At 73.1% G+C, this 18,420-nt stretch carries 18 protein-coding genes; 7 read left to right on the forward strand and 11 right to left on the reverse strand.

Annotation, left to right across the window (positions count from 1 at the left end):
• Positions 1 to 5: 5 nt before the first annotated feature.
• Genes ACIBSW_RS39340 through ACIBSW_RS39365 form a run of 6 tightly spaced genes read left to right on the forward strand, consistent with a single transcriptional unit; the run spans position 6 to position 4,635 of the window.
• Positions 6 to 308 (forward strand): urease subunit gamma, encoded by a 303-nt coding sequence (locus tag ACIBSW_RS39340; RefSeq protein WP_354721902.1) that lies wholly within the window; start codon positions 6 to 8, stop codon positions 306 to 308.
• Positions 305 to 694, forward strand: a complete 390-nt coding sequence (locus tag ACIBSW_RS39345) for an urease subunit beta (protein WP_354721903.1) — start codon at positions 305 to 307, stop codon at positions 692 to 694. The genes ACIBSW_RS39340 and ACIBSW_RS39345 overlap by 4 nt, the downstream gene beginning before the upstream one ends.
• On the forward strand, positions 691 to 2,409 hold the full coding sequence (locus tag ACIBSW_RS39350) for an urease subunit alpha (protein ID WP_354721904.1): 1,719 nt from the start codon (positions 691 to 693) through the stop codon (positions 2,407 to 2,409). The genes ACIBSW_RS39345 and ACIBSW_RS39350 overlap by 4 nt, the downstream gene beginning before the upstream one ends.
• Before the next feature lie 46 nt (positions 2,410 to 2,455).
• A complete protein-coding gene (locus ACIBSW_RS39355) occupies positions 2,456 to 3,100 on the forward strand; it encodes an urease accessory UreF family protein (protein ID WP_354721905.1) in 645 nt (214 codons plus the stop codon).
• Positions 3,090 to 3,797 carry an urease accessory protein UreG gene (gene ureG, locus ACIBSW_RS39360; protein WP_354721906.1) on the forward strand — a complete coding sequence of 236 codons (708 nt, stop codon included), beginning with the start codon at positions 3,090 to 3,092 and terminating at the stop codon, positions 3,795 to 3,797. The genes ACIBSW_RS39355 and ureG overlap by 11 nt, the downstream gene beginning before the upstream one ends.
• A 46-nt stretch (positions 3,798 to 3,843) precedes the next feature.
• Positions 3,844 to 4,635 carry an urease accessory protein UreD gene (locus ACIBSW_RS39365; RefSeq protein ID WP_354721907.1) on the forward strand — a complete coding sequence of 264 codons (792 nt, stop codon included), beginning with the start codon at positions 3,844 to 3,846 and terminating at the stop codon, positions 4,633 to 4,635.
• Here ACIBSW_RS39365 and ACIBSW_RS39370 read toward each other — a convergent pair.
• The 6 genes from ACIBSW_RS39370 to ACIBSW_RS39395 form a co-directional block, all read right to left on the reverse strand.
• Positions 4,605 to 5,507: a sigma-70 family RNA polymerase sigma factor gene (locus tag ACIBSW_RS39370; RefSeq protein ID WP_354721908.1), complete on the reverse strand. Its 903-nt coding sequence runs from the start codon at positions 5,505 to 5,507 to the stop codon at positions 4,605 to 4,607. The genes ACIBSW_RS39365 and ACIBSW_RS39370 overlap by 31 nt on opposite strands.
• A gap of 167 nt (positions 5,508 to 5,674) precedes the next feature.
• Entirely contained in the window at positions 5,675 to 5,932 is a 258-nt protein-coding gene (locus tag ACIBSW_RS39375) for a hypothetical protein (RefSeq protein ID WP_354721909.1), read from the reverse strand.
• Positions 5,933 to 6,263: 331 nt separating this feature from the next.
• A complete protein-coding gene (locus ACIBSW_RS39380) occupies positions 6,264 to 8,486 on the reverse strand; it encodes a serine/threonine-protein kinase (RefSeq protein ID WP_354721910.1) in 2,223 nt (740 codons plus the stop codon).
• 521 nt (positions 8,487 to 9,007) lie between these two features.
• Entirely contained in the window at positions 9,008 to 11,746 is a 2,739-nt protein-coding gene (gene cphA, locus ACIBSW_RS39385; RefSeq protein ID WP_354721911.1) for a cyanophycin synthetase, read from the reverse strand.
• The gene (locus tag ACIBSW_RS39390) at positions 11,743 to 12,582 is read right to left on the reverse strand and encodes a cyanophycinase (protein ID WP_354721912.1); all 840 of its coding nucleotides are present in this window, start codon (positions 12,580 to 12,582) and stop codon (positions 11,743 to 11,745) included. The genes cphA and ACIBSW_RS39390 overlap by 4 nt, the downstream gene beginning before the upstream one ends.
• 96 nt (positions 12,583 to 12,678) lie before the next feature.
• Positions 12,679 to 13,164 carry a helix-turn-helix domain-containing protein gene (locus ACIBSW_RS39395; protein WP_354721913.1) on the reverse strand — a complete coding sequence of 162 codons (486 nt, stop codon included), beginning with the start codon at positions 13,162 to 13,164 and terminating at the stop codon, positions 12,679 to 12,681.
• 56 nt (positions 13,165 to 13,220) lie between these two features.
• Here ACIBSW_RS39395 and ACIBSW_RS39400 point away from each other — a divergent pair, with 56 nt between their 5' ends.
• Positions 13,221 to 13,733, forward strand: coding sequence for a PaaI family thioesterase (locus ACIBSW_RS39400; protein WP_354721914.1), 513 nt, complete (start codon positions 13,221 to 13,223; stop codon positions 13,731 to 13,733).
• A gap of 20 nt (positions 13,734 to 13,753) precedes the next feature.
• Here ACIBSW_RS39400 and urtE read toward each other — a convergent pair whose 3' ends face one another.
• Genes urtE through urtA form a run of 5 tightly spaced genes read right to left on the reverse strand, consistent with a single transcriptional unit; the run spans position 13,754 to position 18,406 of the window.
• Positions 13,754 to 14,446, reverse strand: a complete 693-nt coding sequence (gene urtE / locus ACIBSW_RS39405) for an urea ABC transporter ATP-binding subunit UrtE (protein ID WP_354721915.1) — start codon at positions 14,444 to 14,446, stop codon at positions 13,754 to 13,756.
• 1 nt (position 14,447) lies between these two features.
• Positions 14,448 to 15,206 (reverse strand): urea ABC transporter ATP-binding protein UrtD, encoded by a 759-nt coding sequence (gene urtD, locus ACIBSW_RS39410; RefSeq protein ID WP_354721916.1) that lies wholly within the window; start codon positions 15,204 to 15,206, stop codon positions 14,448 to 14,450.
• Positions 15,203 to 16,300, reverse strand: coding sequence for an urea ABC transporter permease subunit UrtC (gene urtC, locus ACIBSW_RS39415; RefSeq protein WP_354721917.1), 1,098 nt, complete (start codon positions 16,298 to 16,300; stop codon positions 15,203 to 15,205). The genes urtD and urtC overlap by 4 nt, the downstream gene beginning before the upstream one ends.
• Entirely contained in the window at positions 16,297 to 17,178 is an 882-nt protein-coding gene (urtB, locus tag ACIBSW_RS39420; protein ID WP_354721918.1) for an urea ABC transporter permease subunit UrtB, read from the reverse strand. The genes urtC and urtB overlap by 4 nt, the downstream gene beginning before the upstream one ends.
• A gap of 7 nt (positions 17,179 to 17,185) precedes the next feature.
• Complete coding sequence (gene urtA, locus ACIBSW_RS39425; protein WP_354721919.1) at positions 17,186 to 18,406, reverse strand: urea ABC transporter substrate-binding protein; 1,221 nt, start codon at positions 18,404 to 18,406, stop codon at positions 17,186 to 17,188.
• Positions 18,407 to 18,420 lie beyond the last annotated feature (14 nt).

Here is an 18,420-nt window from a genome sequence, read left to right on the forward strand (position 1 = left end):
TTCGCTTGTTCCTCAGCCAGCACGAGCAGGAACGCCTGCTCATCCACGTTGCGGCCGACGTGGCGCGGCGACGGCGCGAGCGGGGCCTGCGCCTCAACCATCCCGAGGCGACCGCGATCATCACCGCCTTCCTGCTCGAGGGCGCCCGCGACGGGCTGACGGTCGCCGAGCTGATGGACGCCGGGCGCCGCGTGCTCACCCGCGCGGACGTCATGGACGGCGTGCCGGAGATGCTCGGCGAGGTGCAGGTCGAGGCCACCTTCCCGGACGGCACCAAGCTGGTCACCGTGCACGGGCCGATCTCATGACCGTGCCCGGGGAGGTCATCGCCGGCGACGGCGACATCACGATCAACGCCGGGCGGCCGGTGCTCTCGCTGATCGTGCGCAACACCGGCGACCGGCCCGTTCAGGTCGGCTCGCACTACCACTTCGCCGAGTCCAACGCGGCGCTCGACTTCGACCGGGAGGCCGCCTGGGGGCACCGGCTGGCCGTGCCCGCCGGCACCTCGGTGCGCTTCGAGCCGGGGCTGCCCCGCGACGTCGACCTGGTGCCGCTGGCCGGCAACCGGATCGTGCCCGGCCTGCGCGGCCTGGCCGGCGGTCCCCTCGACCCGGCCGCCGAGCCGGCGGCCGGCGACACGCAGGCCGGCGAGACCGGCGAAGAACCGCCGTCGAACGGCAGCCCGCGATGACCGCCCTCGGCCGCGACCGGTACGCCGCCCTCTACGGCCCCACCGCCGGCGACCGGATCCGGCTCGCCGACACCAACCTGCTGATCGAGATCGAGGAGGACCGCAGCGCCGGACCGAACCCCGGCGACGAGGTCGTCTTCGGCGGCGGCAAGGTCATCCGCGAGTCCATGGGCCAGTCCCGCGCCACCCGCGCCGAGGGCACCCCGGACACGGTGATCACCGGCGCGGTGGTGCTCGACCACTGGGGCATCGTCAAGGCCGACATCGGCATCCGCGACGGCCGGATCGTGGCGCTCGGCAAGGCCGGCAACCCCGACATCATGGACGGGGTGCACCCCGGCCTCGTGATCGGCCCGGGCACCGAGATCATCGCCGGCAACGGCCGGATCCTGACCGCGGGCGCTATCGACAGCCACGTGCACCTGATCAGCCCGACCATCCTGGACACCGCGCTCGCCACCGGCATCACCACGATCATCGGCGGCGGCACCGGCCCGGCCGAGGGGACCAAGGCCACCACGGTCACCCCGAACGCCTGGCACCTGGCCCGGATGCTCGAGTCGATGGACCAGCGCCCGGTCAACGTGCTGCTGCTCGGCAAGGGCAACACGATGTCGCAGGAGTCCATGTGGGAGCAGCTGCGCGGCGGCGCGGGCGGCTTCAAGCTGCACGAGGACTGGGGCACGACACCCGCGGTCATCGACGCGGCGCTGCGGGTCGCCGACGCCTCCGGCGTGCAGGTCGCCATCCACACGGACACCCTCAACGAGGCCGGCTTCGTCGAGGAGACGGTGCGGGCGATCGCGGGACGGTCGATTCACGCCTACCACACCGAGGGTGCCGGCGGCGGGCACGCGCCGGACATCATCACGGTCGCCTCGCTCCCGTTCGTGTTGCCGTCCTCGACGAACCCGACCCGGCCGTACACCCGCAACACCCTCAGCGAGCACCTCGACATGCTGATGGTCTGCCACCACCTGAACCCGGCGGTCCCCGAGGACCTGGCGTTCGCGGAGAGCCGGATCCGGCCGTCCACGATGGCGGCCGAGGACCTGCTGCACGACCTCGGCGCGATCTCGATGATCGGCTCGGACTCCCAGGCGATGGGCCGCGTCGGCGAGGTGGTCATCCGCACCTGGCAGACCGCGCACGTGATGAAGGCCCGCCGCGGCAGCCTGCCGGGAGACGGGCGTGCGGACAACGAGCGCGCGAAGCGGTACGTGGCCAAGTACACGATCTGCCCCGCCGTCGCGCACGGCCTCGCGGAGCAGGTCGGCTCGGTCGAGCCCGGCAAGCTGGCCGACCTGGTCCTCTGGGACCCGGCCTTCTTCGGCGTCCGCCCGGCCCTGGTGATCAAGGGCGGCATGATCGCCTCGGCGCAGATGGGCGACGCGAACGCCTCGATACCCACCCCGCAGCCGATGCTGCCCCGCCCGATGTTCGGCGCGTACGGCTCGGTGCCGGCGGAGACGTCGGTGGCGTTCGTCGCCCCGGCCGCGATCGACGCCATGCTGGGCGACCGGATCGGCGTCAAGCGGGCGCTGGTGCCGGTCTCGGACACGCGCTCGGTGTCCAAGGCGGACATGCCGCGCAACGACGCGCTGCCCCGCATCGAGGTGGAGCCGGACACGTTCACGGTCCGCATCGACGGCGAGGTCGTCGAGCCGGACCCGGTGACCGAACTCCCCATGGCCCAGCGCTACTTCCTGTTCTGATGCACCCACCCGCACATTGCGCGACGGCCGGGCTGAGGGCGTCGGTATGAGTCTGGCGACGTTGCTGGTGCTGGCGGACGGGCGGTTGCCGGCGGGCGGGCACGCGCACTCCGGCGGGCTCGAGGCGGCCGTGGCGGCCGGGCGGGTGCGCGATGTCGCGGACCTGGGCGGATTCCTGCGCGGCCGGCTGGAAACCACGGGCCGGGTGTCAGCTGCCTTCGCCGCCGGCGCCTGTGCGCGTACGGGGGAATGGTTTGATCTTGATTTGGGTCTCGACGCGCGGACGCCGTCGCCCGCGTTGCGGAAGGCCTCGCGGGCGCAGGGGCGCGCGCTGCTGCGCGCGGGGCGCGCGATGTGGTCCATGCCCGTGCTCGGGCGGGAGCCGCATCATCCGGTGGCGCTCGGCGCGGTGGCCGCCGCGGCCGGGCTCGGGCCACCGCAGGCCGCGGTCGCGGCCGCGCACGGCGCGGTGACCGGCCCGGCGAGCGCGGCGGTCCGGCTGCTCGGCCTCGATCCGTATGCGGTGCACGCGCTGCTCGCGCGACTGGCCGCCGACATCGACCGGATCGCGGCCGACGCCGCGGCCCGGGCGCACGACCCGGTCGACGAACTGCCGGCCGCGGGCGCTCCACTGCTCGACATCGGCGCCGAGCTACACGCCAACTGGGAGGTGCGTCTCTTTGCGTCCTGAACCGCACGAACACGGCCCCGACGAGGTCCCGCACACCCACCCGGAGCCCGGCGTCGACCCGCACGCGGCGCTGCCGGCCACGCCGCGGGCCCTGCGGGTCGGCATCGGCGGGCCGGTCGGTTCCGGCAAGACCGCGCTGGTCGCGGCGCTGTGCCGGGCGCTCGGCGACGAGCTGCGGCTGGCCGTCGTGACGAACGACATCTACACCACCGAGGACGCGGACTTCCTGCTCCGCAACGGCGTGCTGCCGGCCGAGCGGATCCGCGCGGTCGAGACCGGCTGCTGCCCGCACACGGCGATCCGCGACGACATCTCCGCGAACCTGGACGCGGTCGAGGACCTGGAGGCGAGCCTCGGGCCGCTGGACCTGGTGCTGGTGGAGAGCGGCGGGGACAACCTGACCGCGACGTTCAGCAAGGGGCTGATCGACCGGCAGATCTTCGTGGTGGACGTGGCCGGCGGCGACAAGGTGCCGCGCAAGGGCGGGCCGGGCGTTACCGCCGCGGACCTGCTGGTCATCAACAAGACGGACCTCGCGCCGCTGGTCGGCGCCGACCTGTCGGTGATGGACCGGGACGCGGCGGCGCGGCGTGGGGTGCTGCCGACGGTGTTCCTCTCGCTGGTGCAGGACCGGGCGGCGACGCCGGTCGCCGACTGGATCCGGGTCCTGGTCGCGGAGCGGGCACCGGCGGCATGACGTCCGGCGCCACCGTGGTGCGCGGCCGGTCGCGGGGTGCCGCGGTGTGGGCGGTGTGGTGATGCGGGCGCGGGCGCGGATCGTCGCCGAGGCCGACGGGCGGGGCGGCACCCGGCTCGCCGTGTTGCGCGGCGAGTCGCCGCTGCTGCCGCGGCGCACCGGGCCGCCGGGCGGCGGCGAGGCGACCGTGCACCTCGTCGGCGGCGCCGCCGGGCCGCTGCGCGGCGACGACCTGCGCCTTGACGTCGAGGTCGGGCCGGGTGCCCGGCTGGTGGTGCGCAGCGTGGCCGCCCAGCTCGCGCTGCCCGGCCGGCCCGACGCGCCGCCGTCCCGGCTGGAGGTCCGGGCGTCGGTGGCCGCGGGCGGGTCGCTGCGCTGGCTGCCGGAGCCGTTGATCGCGGCGTCCGGCTGCCATCACCTGGCCGTCACGCGCGTCGAGGTCGCGGCCAGCGGCTCCCTGCTCTGGCGCGACGACCTGGTCTGCGGCCGCCACGCCGAGGAGTCCGGCGACGTGCGGGCCGACGTGACCGTCCGGTACGACGGCCGCACCCTCTACCGGCACGAGCTCTCCGTCGGCCCGGGCGCGCCGGGCTGGTCGGGCGCGGCGGTGCTCGGCGGCGGTCGCGCGGTCGGCTCGGTCATCCTGGCCGGCCCGGAGCGGGCGGATCCGGGTGTGCTCGGCTCACCCGTCCTCGGCGGCGCCGCGGTCCTGATGCCGCTCGCCGGGCCGGGGCTGCTCGCCAGCGCCGTCGGCGCCGACATCCGTGAGGTCCGGGCCGCGCTGGATCCGCTCTGTGCCGGCCGGGATCAGGCGGCGACCGCGATCGGCACGCCGTGACTGTCGGTCAGCGCCAGCCGGGTCCGCAGGTTGCCCTGGTCGGCGACCCGGGCGAAGTACTCGGTGCGGCGCCGCTGCAGGCAGCCCCGGCGGGTACGCGGCCCGCCGGCGGCGACCGTGAGCAGCTCCGGGGCGAGTGAGCTGTTCAGCCCCTCGCGGAGCAGGCGCAGCGCCTCGGTGCGCAGCTGCGAGATCCGCGACTCGGTCACGCCGAGCTCCGCGGCGACGTCGCTGAGCGGCTGCTCCTGCAGGAACGACTGGGTGACGACCATCCGCAGCCGCTCGGGCAGGGCCTGGATCGCCTGGTGCAGGTAGCCGAGGCGTTCCCGCTTGAGCAGCAGGTCCTCGGGGCCCTCGGAGAGCTCCGGGACCATCTCCTCCGCCGCGCCGGTCGGGAATCCCTGGAGGCTGAGCAGCGCGGCCTTCTGCACGTCGTCCTCGACGGCGGCGAGCTCGTTGACGCCGATGCCGAGCACCTCGGCGACCTCGGCCTCGGTCGGGGTGCGGCCCAGCGCGGCGGTGAGCTCCTGCCGGGCCGTCGACGTGCGGCGGGCCCGGGCCCGGACCGAGCGGCTGGCCCAGTCCTGTCCGCGCAGCTCGTCCAGCAGCGCACCGCGGATCCGTACGGCCGCGAACCGGTGGAACGGTATGCCCCGGCTCACGTCGAAGGCGCGGGCGGCGCCGAGGAGCGCGGCGAATCCGGCGGACGACAGGTCGTCGGCGTGAACGTGGCCGGGCACCCGGTTCAGCAACTCCCGGACCAGGTGGCCCACCATCGGCATGTTTTCGCGGACCAGGTCCTCGAGGTCGCGCGCGGACGGCGCGTCGTGGTGCATGCCGACGGGGGCGGGGAGCTCGGTCGTGGCAGTCACGTGTTCCTCCTCGCTCGTCCAGACCGGCAGGTGAGACCGGCTGATGAGGAGAACACTTACGGCCGAAGGGTGCAGTGGCGGCCGAACTCGGTTGCTTTTAGGGTGTTTTTAGCGAAAAAGGCTCAGCAATCGCTCGGCGGCCCGCGCACCCACGCGGCTCTGGCGCCTCAGCCGACGAAATGCGGGCGTCGCGGCACGCTCATCACGTTGCGCAACTCCTGGCGCACCCAGACCATGCGGCGCACGGCCAGGTCCGGATGGTCGCCGAACTCCTCCGCCACCCCGGCGGCGCAGCCGTCACTGCCGTGCCGCAGCAGCATGGCCGTCACGGTGTCCTCGACGGTCTGCCGGCTGGGACACTCGGACGGCTGGAGGTCGGAGACGAATAACGCCTCCGCCGCCAGCTCAAGGACGGTATGGATCATTTCGAACTCCCCCGATCACGACTTGCTCCGGTGCGGGCACGCTCGTGTCGGCGCGGACCGGAGCCGCTCAGCCCACAGGCCGATATCAGTCATCTTGCACGTGGGCGTCGGGCCGGGACGCAGGCACGCCGAGAGGGTCCGCTCCGATTTCGGCTCGGGATTCTGGTAACGGTGGTACCCGAGGGGAGTCCGGGGCCCGGACATCGAGAGCGATGCTTCCGGGCGCGGGATCGCGGGCGCCTGCCCGACACGATTCGACTCTAGCTCGCGGCTCGGGCAGTCGACCGGTACTCCGGTCGACTGCCCGAGGAACGCGCTGGCCGGCCCCGGCTCACTCCCCCTCGGTCTCGTCCTCCGGCTCCAGGTCGGTGTTCATGACCGGCGGCGGCGAGAAAGTCGGCGTGGTCGAGGCGGTGGCCGTCGGCGACGCGGCCGGCGACGAAGGGTTCAGCGGGGACGGCGCGGCCGGCTCGTCGTCGTCGGTCGGTTCCACGATCTGCGTCTGCGTCGGCGTCGGGCTGGCCGAGGTGGTCGTTGCCGGCGGGGTCGTGCCGACCGGCACCGGGACCGCGACGCCGCTCGGGTTGATGGAGATGCCGGGGATCGGCGACTCCTTGGTCGGCACCGGGCCGAGCCGGACCTCGCCGTTGGTCAGGTGCTCGACCGGCTGGGACGGCGCGCCGGGCGCCGGGGACACGAACGTCTGGCAGGTCTCGCCGGCGAGCTGGAACACCATCGGCGCGGCGTTGCTGGCCCGGTAGCGGCCGGTGAACTGCAGCGTCTCGCTCTGCTGCGGGCTGAGCACCTTCGTGGACTGCACGGTGACGCCCTGGCCCTGCTGGTCGAGCTTGAGCTTGCCGTTGCCCGAGACGACCTGGTCGCCCGGCATGACGAACCAGAGCTTCCAGTCCTTGATCGCCGTGGTGTCCCGGTTGGCGACGGTGACGGCGGCCCGGAACTTGTTGTTGGCGTCCGACCAGACCGCGTAGCTGACCACGCACTTGCTGGAGCCGGTGAGGCTGGTCGGCTGCACGCCGGCCACGGAGTCCTTCGGCTCGTCGCCGTTGGTGAACGCCGCGGTCAGGGCGATCATGACGAGCACCGCGACGGAGCCGCCGGCGATGAAGAGGCGGCGCCGCTGCGTCGTGCCCGTGCCGCGGCCCGGTCCCGGCGCGCCGTGGCCGGCCTGCCCCGGTCCGCCGCCCGGACGGTTCGGTGGCGTGCCCGGGCCGTCAGCGCGCGCCGGCGGCCGGCCCGGCCCGTCGGCGCCGAAGGCCGGGCGCAGGGCCGGACCCGGGGTGCCCGGCGTGCCGTGCGGCCCCGGCTGCGCGGCATGCGCGGCATGCGCGGCGTGCGCGGCCGGGTAACCGGTCGTCGGGGGCGCCTGCGGCACGCCGCCGAAGCGGCTGTTCCTCGGGCCGCCGCGCGGCGGCGGGGCCGTGGCGCCGCCGGGGCCGACCGCGGCCTCGACCTCGGCGACCGAGACCGGTGGCGCCGGCGAGGCCGACGGCGCCGGCGACACCGGCGCGTCGTGATCCAGGGCCAGCGCGGGGACCGCGGCGACGCCCCGGCCGGGCCCGGACGACTCCGGTACCCGCGCGTGGCCCGGGCGGATCCGGCCGAAGCCGTCGGTGTTCTGGTGCGCCGACGGCAGGATCGTGGTGTCCTCGCCGCTGTCGGCCCAGTCCGGCACGAAGGCGCGGGCCGAGGGGACGCCGGCGGACACCGTGCCGAGCACGTGCGCCAGCTCGGCGCTGGACGGGCGGTCCGAGGGCCGCTTCTCCAGGCACCGGGCGATGAGCGCGGAGACCGCGTTCGGCAGGCCCTCGACGGGCGGCAGCGGCTCGGGCTCGGTGTACTGGTGCGCGCGCAGCAGGGCCGTCGTGGTGCCGACGTCCCACGGCAGCTGGCCGATCAGCGTGCGGTAGATGAGCAGGCCGACCGCGTAGACGTCGGTGGCCGGGCTGACCTGGCCGCCCTCGAGCCGCTCGGGCGCGAGGTAGGCCGGGGTGCCGAGCAGGCTGCCGTCGGGGTCGATGTCGTTCTCGCCGATGAGCGCGGAGATGCCGAAGTCGACGACCTTGGCGCCGCCCGGCGTGAGCATGACGTTGGCCGGGGTCACGTCGCGGTGCACGATGCCCCGCGCGTGCGCGGCGGCGAGCGCCGCCGAGACCTCCGAACAGATGCGAACCGCGGCCGGCCACGGCAGCCGGCGCACCCGGGCGAGGACGGCGGCGAGGGACTCGCCGTCGACCAGCTCCATGACGACGTACGGCACGGGCTCACCGTCGACGGTGGTCGCCTCGCCGTAGTCGTAGACATTCGTGATGTGCGGGTGGCTCAGCCGCGCCGCGGCCTGTGCCTCCGCGCGCAGCCGGCGCCGGAACGAGGGATCGGCGCTCGTCGAGGGCGGCAGGACCTTCACCGCGACCTGACGACCGAGGACCTCGTCGAAGCCTCGCCACACCACTGACATCCCGCCGGCGCCGAGCCGCTCGACCAGTCGATATCGACCGGCCAGCAGACTCGAACCGGGCAGGTCCGTCGTGCTCATGTGCCCCCACATGCGCGATCGGAAGAAAACATCAGTACCGCACCGCCATGCGTTCTGATGCCGGGGCGGTGTTCGGTCCGCCGTAGGACCGAGCATTCCCCATCGACGGCGAGGATGTTAGCCCACTTGCGGCTCCTGTCTCGACACTTCGCCGACACCGATGACCTGCGCATCGTCACTGTGTGTTCTGCGCTATGCGCCGCGGGTGCATAGCGATTCGAGTGACCAAAATGCCTGGTCAGAGAGGTGCAGATGATCATGCAATTCGGACCTGGCCGGATTTGCCCAACTTCGTCGGAACTTGCGGGTATCCCTCGGATGTGGCGCATCCACATGGGATTCTGCACGTGCAGTTGCTCTTGCATTACCCAAAGAGACATCGACCGAAGTATGAGTCACTTTCATCTATACCCTCGGTAATGCTTGCCGCAATGCAATGACCAGGGCAACCCCGCCCGATCGGGTGATTTCCCTACGACGATCATGCTTTGTTGCCGCGACACGCCACTATTTCCGGCAATTCACCCGGGAGTGCTACCGGCGCGGCTGGGCAGCAGCCCCAGATCGAGCGTCGGGCGGGCGGTCAGCCGCTCCGCGTGCACCACGGCCGCGTCCGCCGGCACCGCGCCCAGCTCCTCGAGATGGTCCAGGACCGCGGCGAGCTTCTCGTACAGCACCAGGACCACGTCGCCGGGCGCGGCCAGCCGCAGCGCCTGCTCCACCGCGCCGCGATGGCCCTGCGCCCGGACCGCGTGCAGCTGCGGCCGCCGCGCGCGCATCTCCCGCTCGACCAGGCCCGAGACCTCGCCCGGCGTACGCCCCCGCGGGTCCTCGTCCTCGTAGAGCACCACCCGGCCGACCCCGTCGGCCAGCACCTGCGCCGAGGCCGCCAGCAGGTCGTCGCGGCGGTCGCCGGGCAACGTCACCGCCGCGACGCACCGGTCCGGGCCGAAGGTCCGGTGCAGGGTCCGCAGCACCGTCGCGATCGCCGCCGGGTTGTGCGCGTAGTCGATGAACAGGGTCACCTCGCCCAGCCGCAGCACCGTCGCCCGGCCGGGGTTGTCCAGCCGCGGCTCGAAGCTCGCCAGCCGCGCGGCCACCAGGTCGTGCGACGCGCCGAGCGCCCGGGCCGCGGCCGCGGCCGCCAGCGCGTTGACGGCCGCGTGCGACGCCGCGCCGTCGAACGAGCCGGGCACCTCCTCGACCCGCAGCAGCGGCGTCCGCCGGGCGCCCGTCGCCTGCACCAGCCAGCCGTCCTGCAGGACGTAGGCCGTTCCGCCGGCGCCGAGGTGCGCGGCCAGCACCGGCTGCCGGGCGTCCGTGCCGAACCAGACGATGCGCTTGCGGTCCGCGCCCACCCGGTCCCGCTCGGCGAGGCTGCGCACCCACGGGTCGTCCGCGTTGAGCACCAGGGTGCCGCCGTCCCGGACCCGCTCCGCGATCAGGGCCTTGACGTGTGCCAGCGCCTCGATCGAGTCGAGCCCGTCCTGCCCGAGGTGATCGGCGGTGATGTTGGTGATCACTCCGACGTCGGTCCAGTCGTAGCCGAGCCCGCGCCGCAGCGTCCCGCCGCGCGCGGTCTCCAGGACGGCGGCCTGCACGCCGGGGTCGCCGAGCACCATCTGCGCCGAGCGCGGGCCGGTCGCGTCGCCGACGTGCACCGTCCGGCCGTCGATGCTGACGCCCTCGGTCGTGGTCAGGCCGACCCGCAGACCCATGCCCGCTAGCAGGTACGCCGTCAGCCGCGCCACCGTCGTCTTGCCATTGGTCCCGGTGACGGCGACCGTCGGGATCCGCCCGTCGGAGCCGCCCGGGAACATCGCCCGCACGATCGCGTCCCCGACGTCGCGGGACCGCCCCCGCACCGGCGCCAGGTGCATGCGCAGCCCCGGCGCGGCGTTCACCTCGATCACGCCGCCGGTGACCGGCGCCGGGCCGCCCAGCGGCAGCGGCGCCGCGATGTCGTCCAGCCGCAGGTCGATGCCCGCGATGTCGAGGCCGACCAGGGCGGCGACGCGCAGGCAGAGCGCGACGACCTCGGGGTGCACCCGGTCGGTCACGTCGCTGCCGGTGCCGCCGGTGGACAGGTTGGCGTTGTCGCGCAGCCACACCGGCCGGCCCTCGTCCGGCACGGACGAGGGCGTGCAGCCCTGCCGGCCGAGCACCGCCAGCGCGTCGTCGTCCAGGGCGATCCGGGTCAGCACCCGGGCGTGGCCCTCGCCCCGGCGCGGGTCCTCGTTGGTCCGGGCCACCAGCTCGGCGACCGTGCTCTCGCCGTCGCCGACGACGTGCGCCGCGAGGCGTTCCGCGGCGGCGACGACCTCGCCCGCCACGACCAGGACCCGGTAGTCGCGGCCGGCGAGTTGCCGCTCCACCACCACGTCGCCGCCGGCCGCCGCGTACGCGTTCTCCACCTCGGCGGGCGTGCGCAGGTTGAGTGCCACGTTCCGGCCCTGCCGGCCGCGGCGGGGTTTGACCACGACCGGCGCGCCCAGCGCCGTCAGCAGGCGGACCGCCTCCGCGGCGGTGCGGGCGGCGCCGCCGGCGGCGACCGGCACCCCGGCGTCCTCGAGCAGCCGGCGGGTCACCTGCTTGTCCGCGGCGATGTCGACGCCGACGCCGCCGGTCCGGTCGGTCATCGCCGCCCAGGCGAGGCGGCGCCGGTTGCCCCAGCCCAGCCGCAGCAGGCTCAGGCCGGCGTGGCGCTCGACCGGGATGCCGCGTCCCCGGGCCGCCGCGATGATGGACCGGGTGCTCGGGCCGATGGCCTCGCGCTCCGCCAGCTCGGACAGCGCGGCGAGGCGCACCGCCAGGGTGTCGCCCGGCAGGCAGTCGCCGCCCGCGACCGCGGTGACCAGCTCGACGGCGGTCTCCAGCAGCTCCGCCGCCAGCGTCGAGTCGGGCGACTCGTCCTGCGGGCACTCCACGATCAGGTCGTAGAGGCCGGCCTCGCCGGCCGAGACGGTGCGGCCGAAGCTGACGTCGCGCCCGATCCGCTGCGACAGCTCGATGCAGACGTGCTCGGTCACGTGTCCGAAGTAGGTGCCGCCACGCAGCCGGCTGATGAAGCCGCCGGGCGCGCCCGCCGCGCAGTGGTGCTCGGCGAGCCCGGGCAGCGCGCGCAGCAGCCGCTCGGTGAAGCCCTCGAGGTCGCTGGTCTCGCGGCCGGTCAGCTCGTCGAGGCGCAGCCGGGCCACCGCGACCGGGCGGGACAGGTAGACGTTGGGTCCGCGCAGCCGGCGGATACCGAGGATCTTCATGCGGCCAGTTCCCGTTCCCCGGCGCCCCCGTCGACGAGCGAGGGGCGGCGACCGGACAGTTCGAATCTGCATCCGGCAGGAAGCACGTGTACTCGCGCGCCGGTGAGCGCGATCGGCCCGTCGGACGGCACCCGGATGTCGCCGGCCGCGCCCGCGTCGACCACGATGACCGCGCCGCTGCCCAGCACCTCGAAGCAGTCGCCGTCGGCCAGGATCGCGGTGTCCTCGTCGATGCCGAGGCCGAGCTCGTGCGGGTACAGCGCGACGGCGCTGAGCAGGCGGTTGAGGCGGCCGCGCTCGGCGAAGTGCATGTCGATGAGCACGCCGGGCAGGAACTCGAGTCCGGGCCCGGTGCGCACGCCGGCGCGGGTGACCCCGGGCCCGTCGCCACCGATGATCATCGTGCCGGACATCATCGCGGCGCCGGCGCTGGTGCCGCCGAGGATCACCGAGCCCTCCTGCACGAGGGTCTGCAGCGCGGAGTCCGTGAGGGTGCCGCCGAGCACCGTGGTGATCCGCAGCTGGTCGCCGCCGGTGAAGAAGACGCCGGTCGCGGTCGCGAGCGCCTCGATCACCGCGGGCTCGTTGGCCTGTGCCCGGGTCTCCAGCCGCAGCGCACGGACCCGGCCCGCGCCGAGCCGGGAGAAGAGGGCGGCGTACTCGGCCTCGAGGACTGCGGGCTCGGCGCTGGCGGTGGCGATGACGACCAGCTCGGCGGCGTGGCCGCCCGCCAGGTCGACGAAGCGGCGCAGGATCTCGGTGCCGCCGGGGCCGTACCGCTCGGCGCCGCCGATGACCAGCAGCCGGGAGCGGCGCGACCGGTCGACAAGCGCCACGCCGCACCTCCTCCGTCAAACCGCGGCTGCTTACGAGGCTAAACGGAAGAAACCCGGAACATCCGGCTAATCCGGGTAGTTGGCGGCGGGAGCCGGTCAGCGACGCCGGGCACCCGGCCCGGGGCGCGGCACGACCTGGCGGTTGTCGGTGACCCGGTGCCCCTCGTCGCAGCGCAGTTCGACGTGGATCTCCGCGCCGCAGTCCCGGTGCGCCATCTCCAGCGGCGGCCCCTCGGGCTCGGCCAGGTAGCGGTCGCCCCACTCCTTCACCGCGGTCAGCACCGGATAGAGGTCGATCCCCTTGGCGGTCAGCCGGTACTCGTGGCGGATCCGCGCGCCCGGCTCCTGGTACGGCTCGCGGCGCAGCAGCCCGTGGTCGACCAGCGAGGCGAGCCGGTTGGTCAGCACCTGGCGCGGTATGCCGGTGCGCTCGCGCAGGTCGGCGAAGCGCCGCACCCCGTTGAAGATCTCGCGCAGGACCACCATCGTCCACTTCTCGCCGAGCACCTCCATGGCCCGGCCGATCGTGCAGGTCTCCATGGACCAGTCCATGGCCGGTGGACGCGAGATCGTGTGATTCATGACATGAAGGCTAGGTCTGTTTGACAGACACAGCAAGCCCGTGCCAGGCTGCGTCCATGACGCAGACCCAGGATGAGACCCGCACCCGCACGTACTCCTGGGCCAGCCCGGCCGAGCACGCCGCCCTGCTGGCCACCACCGGCGGGCTGGAGCTGCTGCGGCGGATGGCCGCCGGCGAGCTGCCGCCCCCGCCGATCATGAGCCTCATCGACCTCACCGGGATGGACGTCGAGGAGGGCGTCGTCGCGTTCCATCTCGAGCCGCGGGAGTTCCACTACAACCCGCTCGGCACGATGCACGGCGGAGTGATCTCCACCCTGCTGGACAGCGCCGCCGCCTGCTCGCTGCACTCGACGCTGCCGGCCGGCGTCGGCTACACGTCGCTCGACCTCAACGTGAAGTTCCTGCGCCCCGTCACCGTCGACTCCGGCCGGCTGACCTGCACGGGCAGCGTGCTGCAGCGGGGCCGCCGCACCGCGCTCACCGAGGCGCGGCTCACCGACGCCGCGGGACGCCTCATCGCGCACGCCACGTCCAGCTGCATGATCTTCGAGGCGCCCCGGGCCTGATCCGGGGAGCCCGGCGGCGGTCAGACCGCCAGCAGGCGGCGGACCGACTCGTCGCGCAGGTCGTCGGCCGGACCGGAGCGCACGACCTCGCCGGCGTCCAGGATCACGAAGCGGTCCGCCAGGCGCAGCGCCAGTTCCAGGTACTGCTCCACCAGCAGGATGCTCAGCCCGGCCGCGTGCAGTTGCCGGATCGCGTCCTCGATCTCGAGCACGATCGACGGCTGAATGCCCTCGGTCGGCTCGTCCAGCAGCAGCATCCGCGGCTCCGTGACCAGCGCCCGGGCGATCGCGAGCTGCTGCTGCTGGCCACCGGAGAGGAAGCCGGCCCGCCGCTTGAGCAGCCCGCGCAGCGCCGGGAAGAGGTCGAGCGCCTCGTCCACCGCGCCCGCCCGCCGGTTGCCCATGCTCTCCCGGGCGACCTGCAGGTTCTCGGCGACGGTGAGCTGCGGGAAGGTCTCGTGCCCCTGCGGCACGTACCCGAGCCCGAGCCGGACCCGCTCGTGCACCTTGCGCCGGGTGATGTCCTGCCCGTCGAAGATCACCGTCCCCGAACGCGCCGGCAGCACGCCCATGACCGCCTTCAGCAGGGTGGTCTTGCCGACGCCGTTGCGGCCCATCAGGCAGACCAGCGAGGCCGCCGGCGCCTCGAGGCCGACCCCGAAAAGCACCTGCGCCCGGCCGTACGACACGTACAGGTCGCGTACCTCGAGCATGTCAGGCCGCCTCCTTGTCCAGCTCGTCACGGGTCCGTCCGAGGTAGACCTCCTGGACGCGGGGATCGGCCCGCACCTGCGCGACCGTCCCCTCGCACAGCAGCCGGCCCTCATGCAGCACGGTGACCGTGCTGGCGAAGCGGCGCAGGAAGTCCATGTCGTGCTCGACCACCAGCACCGTGTGGTCCCGGGCCACCGCACGCAACAGCTCGCCCGTGCGCTCCCGCTCGTCGCGGCTCATCCCCGCGACCGGCTCGTCGAGCAGCAGCAGCCGGGGTCGCTGCACCACCAGCATCCCTATCTCCAGCCACTGCCGCTGGCCGTGCGAGAGGACACCGGCCGGCCGGTCCGCGACGGCGCCCAGCCCGATCGTGTCGAGCGCCGAGGCCACGTCGTCGCCGACCCCGCGCCGACGGCGCAGCAGCGCCGGCATCCGGCGCCGGAAGCCCGCCGCCAGGTCCAGGTTGTCCAGGACGCTGAGCTCCTCGAACACCACCGAGGTCTGGAAGGTACGCCCGACGCCCGCGCGCACGATCTGGAACTCGCGCCGGCCGACGAGCGCCTGTCCCGCGAAGGTGACCGAGCCGGACGCGGGCCGGGTCAGGCCGGTGATCACGTCGATCAGGGTGGTCTTGCCCGCGCCGTTGGGCCCGATGAGGAACCGCAGCTCACCGGATTCGAGCGTGAAGTCGAGATCGGTGATGGCGTGGAAACCCGAGAACACCACGTTCAACCCGCGAACCTCCAGCAGAGCACTCATGCCCGTACCTCCTCGGGGGCGGCGGCGGGTACGACCGGCGGCGGCGCCGGCGCGGGCGGGCGGCGCCGGGCGACCACGGCGGTGCGGAGCTGGTCGGCCAGGCCGGCCAGGCCGCGCGGCGCCCAGAGCAGCACCGCGACGAAGAGCGCGCCCTGCACGTAGAGCCAGCCGTCCGGCCACGACTCGCTGAAGATCGTCTTCGCGTAGTTGAACAGCAGCGTGCCGCCGACCGCGCCGGCCAGCGAGTAGCGGCCGCCGATCGCCACGCCGATGAGCAGCTCCAGCGAGGCGACGACGCCGAGGTTGGCCGGGGTGAGCAGGCCGACGACGGGCACGAAGAGCGCGCCCGCGATGCCGGCCAGGCCCGCCGAGACGGCGAAGGCGATGGTTTTGACCAGCGCCGGGTCGTAGCCGAGGAACCGGACCCGGTCCTCGCCGTCGCGGATCGCCACAAGCAGCTGCCCGTACCGGCTGCGGACGAGCTGCCGGACGCCCAGATAGGACAGTCCCAGCACGATCACGATGACCAGGTAGAGGATCCGGCGGTCCGAGTCCTCGTAGAGGTCGAGGCCGAAGAAGTACTGGAAGTCGGTCAGGCCGTTGGTGCCGCCGGTCAGCCCCTGCTGGCCGACAAGCAGGATCACGAACGCCGCGGCCAGCGCCTGGGTGAGCACCGCGAAGTACGCACCCCGCACCCGCTGCCGGAAGATCAGCAGGCCGAGCAGCAGCGCGACGGTCACCGGCAGGACGACCACCATGACCAGCGCGAAGACCGGGTTGGCGAACGGCCTCCAGAGCAGCGGCAGCTCCTCGACGCCGCTCCACGACATGAAGTCGGGCAGCTGAGCCGGCCCGGCCTCGGCCAGCTTGAGGTGCATGCCCATGGCGTAGCCGCCGAGGCCGAAGAACACCCCCTGCCCCAGCGTCAGCATGCCGCCGCGCCCCCAGGCCAGCGCGATGCCGACCGCGACGATCGCGTAGCACAGGTACTTGGCCAGCAGGTCCAGCCGGAACGGGGTCAGCAGCAGCGGCGCCGCGAGGAGCAGCGCCGCGACCGCGACGAACGCCGCCCGTTTCGCCCAGGTCAGCGTCATGTCAGGGCCCGCGATCGCAGCACGAACATGCCCTGCGGCCGGAACTGGAGGAATCCGATGATCACAGCGAAGACCACCACCTTGGCGAAGCTGGCCCCGTTCGCGGTCCAGAACTCGACATAGCTGTTCAGCACCCCCAGCGCGAACGCCGCGATGACCGCGCCGCGCAGCTGGCCGAGGCCGCCGGCCACGACCACGAGGAACGCGTCCACGATGTACGCGCTGCCCAGCGTCGGCCCGACCGGGCCGATCAGGGTCAGCGCGACCCCGGCGACCCCGGCGAGGCCGGAGCCGATGAAGAAGGTGGCCTGGTCGACCCGCCCGGTGGCCACCCCGCTGACGGCCGCGAGCTGCCGGTTCTGCATCACGGCGCGCATCCGGCGGCCGTGCCGGAGCCGGCTGAGATACACCGAGATCAGCACGACACAGCCGACCGCCAGGACCAGGATGAAGATCCGGTTGTACGGCATCCGCACCCCGCCGAGGTCCACGCCGCCGGTGAGCCAGCCCGGGGCGGTGACCTGGACGTTCGGCGCCCCGAAGAGGTCGCGGGCGACCTGTTGCAGGATCAGGCTGATGCCGAAGGTGAGCAGCAGCGTGTCGAGGGGCCGGCCGTAGAAGCGCCGGATGAACAGCCGTTCCAGGATCAGCCCGAGCACCCCGCCGACGACGAAGGCTACGGGCAGCGCCACCACTACGGCCTGCGAGCCGAACAGCGGCTGCAGGACGAAGGCGGTGTACGCCCCGGCCATGATGAACTCACCGTGCGCCATGTTGATGACGCCCATCTGGCCGAACGTGAAGGTCAGGCCCAGCGAGGCGAGCAGCAGCACCGCGCCGATGCTCGCCCCGATGACCAACTGGTTGAGCGCGCCCATCGCTCGCTCAGGACGCCAGTCCGGCGGCCCACGGATAGCCCTTGAGGTACGGGTCCGGCTTCACGGGCTGCCCGGAGTTCCACACCTCCTTGATCTGGCCGTCCGGCTGGATCAGGCCGATCCGCGCGGTCTTGTAGACGTGCTGGTTCTCGCCGTCGATCGTGACCTTGCCCTCGGGCAGGTCGAGCGCGATGCCCCCGGCCGCCTTCTTGACCGCCTCGACGTCGACGCTGCCCGCCTTGGTGGCCGCCGCCGCCCAGAGCTTGACCGCGTTGTAGCCGGCCTCCATCGGGTCGGAGGTGACCTTGGTGGCGCCGTACTTGGCCTTGTACGCCTTCACGAACTCGGCGTTCGTCGCGCCCTCGGTGGTCTGGTAGTAGTTCCACGCCACCAGGTGACCGGCGATGTTCTCCGGGCCGATGCCGCCGACCTCCTCCTCCGCGACGCTGACCGAGACGGTCGGCATCGTCTTGTCGGTGAAGCCCGCGCTGCGCAGCTGCTTGAAGAAGGCGACGTTGCTGTCGCCGTTGAGCGTGTTGAAGACGACGTCGGGCTTGGCCTGGCCGAGCTTGTTGACGATCGTCGAGTATTCGGTGTTGCCGAGCGGGGTGTACTCCTCGCCGACGACGGTCATGCCGTTCGCCTCGGCGTACGCCTTGATGATCTTGTTGGCGGTGCGCGGGAAGACATAGTCGCTGCCGACCAGGAAGACCGACTTGCGGCCCTGCTCCTTGAGGTAGTCCAGGGCGGGGACGATCTGCTGGTTGGTGGTGGCGCCGGTGTAGAAGATGTACGGCGAACTCTCCAGCCCCTCGTACTGCACCGGGTACCAGAGCAGGGCCTTGTTGCGCTCGAAGACCGGGAGCATCGCCTTGCGGCTGGCCGAGGTCCAGCCGCCGAAGGTGGTGGCGACCTTGTCCTCGTTGATCAGCTTCTGGGCCTTCTCGGCGAAGGTCGGCCAGTCCGAGGCGCCGTCCTCGACGACCGGTTCGAGCTTCTTGCCGAGCACGCCACCGGCGGCGTTGATCTCCTCGATGGCGAGCAGCTCGGAGTCGCGGACGGTCACCTCGCTGATGGCCATCGTGCCGCTGAGGGAGTGCAGGACGCCGACCTTGATGGTGTCGCCCGAGGAACCGCCCCCTTGCGACGGATCGTCCGCACAGCCGGTCAGCAGGAGGGATGCGGAGAGGATTGTCGACAGGGTGGTGATCCACTTGCCAGGTGCCATGGGGGACTGTCCCT

This window comes from Actinoplanes sp. NPDC049668 (assembly GCF_044465445.1).
Classification (GTDB): domain Bacteria; phylum Actinomycetota; class Actinomycetes; order Mycobacteriales; family Micromonosporaceae; genus Actinoplanes.

Bases quoted from the DNA above. Each gene is read 5' to 3' on its own strand.
- ACIBSW_RS39345 (WP_354721903.1), top strand. From the start codon at position 305: ATGACCGTGCCCGGGGAGGTCATCGCCGGCGACGGCGACATCACGATC.
- ACIBSW_RS39350 (WP_354721904.1), top strand. From the start codon at position 691: ATGACCGCCCTCGGCCGCGACCGGTACGCCGCCCTCTACGGCCCCACC.
- ACIBSW_RS39355 (WP_354721905.1), top strand. From the start codon at position 2,456: ATGAGTCTGGCGACGTTGCTGGTGCTGGCGGACGGGCGGTTGCCGGCG.
- ACIBSW_RS39375 (WP_354721909.1), bottom strand. From the start codon at position 5,932: ATGATCCATACCGTCCTTGAGCTGGCGGCGGAGGCGTTATTCGTCTCC.
- ACIBSW_RS39380 (WP_354721910.1), bottom strand. From the start codon at position 8,486: ATGAGCACGACGGACCTGCCCGGTTCGAGTCTGCTGGCCGGTCGATAT.
- cphA (WP_354721911.1), bottom strand. From the start codon at position 11,746: ATGAAGATCCTCGGTATCCGCCGGCTGCGCGGACCCAACGTCTACCTG.
- ACIBSW_RS39395 (WP_354721913.1), bottom strand. From the start codon at position 13,164: ATGAATCACACGATCTCGCGTCCACCGGCCATGGACTGGTCCATGGAG.
- ACIBSW_RS39400 (WP_354721914.1), top strand. From the start codon at position 13,221: ATGACGCAGACCCAGGATGAGACCCGCACCCGCACGTACTCCTGGGCC.
- urtE (WP_354721915.1), bottom strand. From the start codon at position 14,446: ATGCTCGAGGTACGCGACCTGTACGTGTCGTACGGCCGGGCGCAGGTG.
- urtD (WP_354721916.1), bottom strand. From the start codon at position 15,206: ATGAGTGCTCTGCTGGAGGTTCGCGGGTTGAACGTGGTGTTCTCGGGT.
- urtC (WP_354721917.1), bottom strand. From the start codon at position 16,300: ATGACGCTGACCTGGGCGAAACGGGCGGCGTTCGTCGCGGTCGCGGCG.
- urtB (WP_354721918.1), bottom strand. From the start codon at position 17,178: ATGGGCGCGCTCAACCAGTTGGTCATCGGGGCGAGCATCGGCGCGGTG.
- urtA (WP_354721919.1), bottom strand. From the start codon at position 18,406: ATGGCACCTGGCAAGTGGATCACCACCCTGTCGACAATCCTCTCCGCA.